This is a genomic window from Candidatus Desulfolinea nitratireducens, from assembly GCF_982879505.1.
In genome coordinates, this window is the sequence record NZ_CEYOSI010000160.1 from 3692 (window position 1) to 8445 (window position 4754).

Annotated in this window: 4 protein-coding genes; 3 read left to right on the plus strand and 1 reads right to left on the minus strand. The window is 53.6% G+C overall.

Going from position 1 to position 4754, the window contains the following annotated elements; all coding sequences use genetic code 11:
• From AC3DOM_RS13010 to AC3DOM_RS13020, 3 genes are all read left to right on the plus strand, one after another.
• Window positions 1–1511 (plus strand): phenylalanine--tRNA ligase subunit beta (locus tag AC3DOM_RS13010; RefSeq protein WP_487919480.1); only part of this gene is annotated, 1511 nt, incomplete at its 5' end.
• A gap of 129 nt (window positions 1512–1640) precedes the next feature.
• Window positions 1641–1949 carry a hypothetical protein gene (locus AC3DOM_RS13015; protein ID WP_487919481.1) on the plus strand — a complete coding sequence of 103 codons (309 nt, stop codon included), beginning with the start codon at window positions 1641–1643 and terminating at the stop codon, window positions 1947–1949.
• A 314-nt stretch (window positions 1950–2263) separates the two neighbouring features.
• The gene (locus tag AC3DOM_RS13020) at window positions 2264–3592 is read left to right on the plus strand and encodes an MATE family efflux transporter (RefSeq protein ID WP_487919482.1); all 1329 of its coding nucleotides are present in this window, start codon (window positions 2264–2266) and stop codon (window positions 3590–3592) included.
• Window positions 3593–3620: 28 nt separating this feature from the next.
• On the opposite strand, the gene AC3DOM_RS13025 is transcribed toward AC3DOM_RS13020, so the two are convergent.
• Entirely contained in the window at window positions 3621–4709 is a 1089-nt protein-coding gene (locus AC3DOM_RS13025) for an NADH:flavin oxidoreductase (protein ID WP_487919483.1), read from the minus strand.
• Window positions 4710–4754: the final 45 nt, after the last annotated feature.

The following is a 4754-nucleotide window of genomic DNA, read 5'->3' on the forward strand; positions in this document are numbered from 1 at the left end:
CCAATGTCCTCGTCTGTGATGAAGCGGGGGCGCTTTCCATCGCTGGCGTGATGGGCGGACTCGAATCCGAAATTACCGATCAGACCAAGAATGTGCTCCTTGAGGGCGCGGCCTGGAACTTCATCAATATCCGCCGTACGGCCAACCACCATAACCTGCCCTCCGAAGCCTCCTATCGCTTCTCACGTGGGGTGCATCCCGCCCTGGCCGAGGCTGGCGTCCGTCGCGGCTTGTACTGGATGCAGAAATGGGCCAATGGCATGGTCGCACCCGACCTGGTGGATAATTACCCCATCCCGCCGAAAGACCCCATTCTGGAAGTGAGCGAGGCGGATGTCAAACGTCTGCTGGGGATCGAGATCTCAGCGGAAAAAATCGCGGAACTCCTCACCCGGCTTGAGTTCAAATGCCAGGTTGAGGGCACGCGTGTTTCGGCGGCAACGCCGCCATTCCGCATGGATATTGGCGAAGGTGTGGTCGGCGTGGCGGATGTGATCGAAGAGATCGCCCGCATGTACGGCTACGACAAAATCCCCGAAACGCGGATCGGCGACTCGCTCCCGCCGCAGATCGGAAATCCCACATACGAATGGGAAGAAAATCTGCGTGACCAGCTTTCTACTTTGGGTTTACAGGAGACGGTTAATTACCGCCTGACCTCGCCCGAGGCACAGGAGCGAATCGGCTTGCAAGGTGAGTTCGTGAAGATCGCCAACCCGAGCACGCCCGAAAAACGGGTCTTGCGACGCAGTCTGATGGCCTCGATTTTGGAGGTCATCGAAAAGAACGCCCGCCTGCGCGACTCACTGGCATTTTTCGAGATCGGCCCGGTCTTTCTCCCAAACAAAGGGGAACTGCCTGACGAACCGCATAAGCTGGCAATGGCGATGATGGGAAGACGACAGCCGCCTGCCTGGGATACTATCGACAGCACCGTGATGGATTTCTACGATATGAAGGGTGCGATCGAATCCCTTTTGGCTGGGCTCGGGCTTAAAGATGTTGTCTACACCCCGGCAGATACTTCGACACAACCCGGCGCTGCGTTTCATCCCGGGAAATCAGCAGAAGTGACTGTAAATGGAAAAGTGATGGGTGCCTTTGGCGAGTTACATCCTGTTGCAGCAGCGAAATACGAATTTGGCGATACGCCTGTTCTGGCAGCAGAATTTGACCTTGAAGCATTACGCGCCGCGCAGCCAGCCTATGAGATCACACCCGTGCCGGCCTTCCCGCCGATGCTGGAGGATATCGCCCTGATCGTGGATGAAAGCCTGCCCGCTGCGCAGATCGAAGCCCTTATCCGTCAGACCGGTGGAAAGATGCTAACAGAGGTCCGTCTCTTCGATGTATATCGCGGCGAACAGATCGGCGAAGGGAAAAAATCCCTGGCTTATGCCCTGACCTATCAGGCTCCTGACCGCACATTGACAGACAAGGAAGCCGCCAAGCTGCGCCAGAAGATCGTCCGCAGGCTGGAGCATGAGCTGGGGGCTGAGTTGAGAGGTTAGTCTTGTTGAAGAACCCATTCCTTCCAACGGAACGGGTTCTTTTTTAAGGTCATTTTAAACTTGCATCCGTTGCAGAGACCTTATATACTTAAGCAAACAATCATCAACTTATCAAAGAGGAGAATATATATGGATAAGAAAACGACCGGCCTGATCGCTACAATTGCAACCGTATTATTATGTGGGTTACCAGGGTTATGTCTCTGTATTTTTGGAGTCGTAACTGCCGCAGGAGTGATGCCATACACAACTGAATTTAATGGTGTCAGCGATAGCGGCATGATGCCATCAAGCGCTGGCTTTGGCATGCTGTGCGTAGCGCTAATTCTGATTCTTATTCCGGCTGCGGTCGGCTTTTTCACGCTCCGCAAAAAGGATAAAGATGGCATTATTGATGCTGAGCCTGTATCTGATGAACCGCTCCCCCCTGTTTCGTGAAAATTCTTTTTGAATCTATATAAGCAGGGATGCCGCTGTTTCTAAGGATCTTCCCATCCCCCCTGTAGTCCCCCCTTCAAGAAGGGGGGACTTGTGTATTTTGGGGTTATGGAGCGGCAAAGCCGCTCCATAACCCCTGTGAATCATTCCTCCCCCGCAAAAGAATTCTCTCAAACTGGAGCTACAGTCTGGCGGGGGAGGGTAGGGTGGGGGCTTTTATTGCCCTCCTCTGGCTCCCTCTATAAACAGTGGGAGAACCTTCCGCAACATGAGACATTTATACAGATAAACTAAAAAACAGTTACTGTCTATCAATGAAAACCCTAAACCATCCCTTTACCAAGAACCCCCATCGGACTCTGCTGGCTTTATCCTTTCCCGTCTTGATCTCGATGACCGCCGAGCCGCTGACTGCTTTAATCGATACAGCCTTCGTTGCCTCATTAGGGTCAGTATCCCTGGCGGCGCTGGGTGTCGGCATAACCGCCCTCTCCAGTCTTTTCTGGATATTCAATTTTCTCAATATCGGCGCACAGACCGAAGTCGCACAGGCATATGGAAAAGGGCATCCCGAAAAAGCATGTGACATTGCCAGTCTATCCCTGACGGTGGCGGTCGGTTTTGGGCTGATGCTGATTTTACTGATCCTGCCCAGCGCCGATTGGCTGGCCGGTCTCATGGGCGCCTCTGACGATGTCCAGGCAGAAGCGGTCAGCTATATGCAGATCCGCGCTTATGGCGCGCCCGCTGTATTACTGATGATGGTTAGCTTTGGAGTTTTGCGCGGATTACAGGATATGCGCACTCCGCTCTGGATTGCGCTCGGTATGAACGCCCTCAATATTCTTCTCGACTGGATGATGATCTTTGGCAACGGCCCCTTCCCGGCAATGGGTGTGGCTGGTTCAGCATTGGCGAGTACCATCAGCCAATGGTTGGGTGCGATGGTCGGGGTAATGATCATCGCCAGGAAATTGGGGCTAACCTTTTCTTTTGCATTCGCTGATCTGAAACGCTTACTCAGCGTGGGCGGCGACCTTTTCGTCCGCACCGGGTTGCTGACAATTTTCCTTGCTTTCACCACCCGCTCTGCAACTCGCATCGGAGCAGATGCAGGCGCTGCGCACCAGGCAATTCGGCAGGTTTTTCTCTTCACAGGCCTTGCATTGGATGCCTATGCCTCCACTGTCCAATCGTTGGTGGGTTATTTTGTCGGGCAGGATTCATGGGTCTGGGCGAAAAAAGTTGTTGTCGTGGGAGCAAAGTGGAGTTTGTGGACGGGCTTCGCCCTCGGTGCGTTGATGTGGTTTGGGCGTGATCTCGTTATAGATATCCTCATCCCGGCCTCGGCGGTTGGGGTTTTCCTCCCCGCCTGGGCAATTTCCTCCCTCAGCCAGCCGATTAACTCGATCGCCTTTCTAACCGATGGGGCGCATTGGGGCACGGGCGATTTCCGCTACCTACGCAATGCGATGATCGTCTCTGCCCTGATCGGATTGATCGGCGTTTGGCTGGTGGACTTATCCGCACCCCGCGCCCTGATGGGCATCTGGATCGCGGTCTCCGCCTTTGCCATCTCCCGTGCGACCTTTGGGTTTCTGCGCGTTTGGCCGGGGATTTGGCAAAGCCCCTTTAGAGATTAATCCCCCCTGATTGAGAAGGAATATCAGCTCAGACCTTCAGCGGAGGGCATTTACAGGAAATTCCCTCTCCCATAACCTCCGTCCAACAATTTGAAGAGGAGATGCACCCGGAGGTTTCTTGTTCTCCTGCTTTCATCAGATTGGGGAAGTTTGGCTCATTGATCAAAGGACGACATAAGGCAATAAAATCCGCATCTCCGCTGGATAAGACTTCTTCCATTACCCCTTTCGAGCGCATCCCCCCAACCATAATCAGGGGTAAATCGGTTTTTTCGCGGGCAAGTTGAACCAGGGGACGAAAATACGCCTCTCGAGATGGATTTCTGATCCCTTTGCGAACATTATTCGCCTCAATCCCACCGCTGATCTCAAGTCCATCCAGCCCCATCTCAGCCATCATGGAGATCACCTCGGCGCCCTCCTCGGCAGTTAAGCCGCCCTCCAGACCATCTTCCATCCCGAATTTGACGAAGACCGGGTATTCAGCCCCGACCTGCTCACGGACAGAACGGGTCACTTCTCTGAAGAAGCGCGTCCGCCCCTGAAGATCACCGCCCCATTTATCGGTTCGTTTATTGGTATAGGGCGAGATAAATTGGTTGACCAGATAGCCGTGCGCGGCATGGATCTGCACCCCATCGAAACCGGCCTCCTTAACCCTGCGTGCAGCCTGCCCATAGGCATCGACCAGCATTTCGATCTCATCGGTGCTCATCTCACGGGCAGGTTGATCGAGAAAATCATCCTCAATTGCAGAGGGGGCGATGGTTCCATTTACAGCTCTTGGATCACACTGCATCCCGCCATGATTGATCTGTACAGCGATCTTTCCGCCAGCTTCGTGGACAGCATCTACGCATCCTTTTAGCGATGGGATCAGCTCGTCTGAGTAGATCCCCGCCATTTCAGGGTGGCATTTTCCAGAGGGATGGACATACATATGCCCGGTGATGATCAGGCCCGTCCCGCCTTTGGCAAGCGCAACCCAAAGGGATTTTAGCTGCTCTCTGGGTTTGCCATCCAGATTACTTGCCATTAGTTCGGCGGTTGCTGAACGCAGGATGCGATTGGGTACTTCCAGGTTTCCAATTTTTTCGGGGGTAAAGAGCAGGCTCATTTTTTCTCCATGGTTTGTTGAAAGTCAGGGATAGTATAAAGCAAA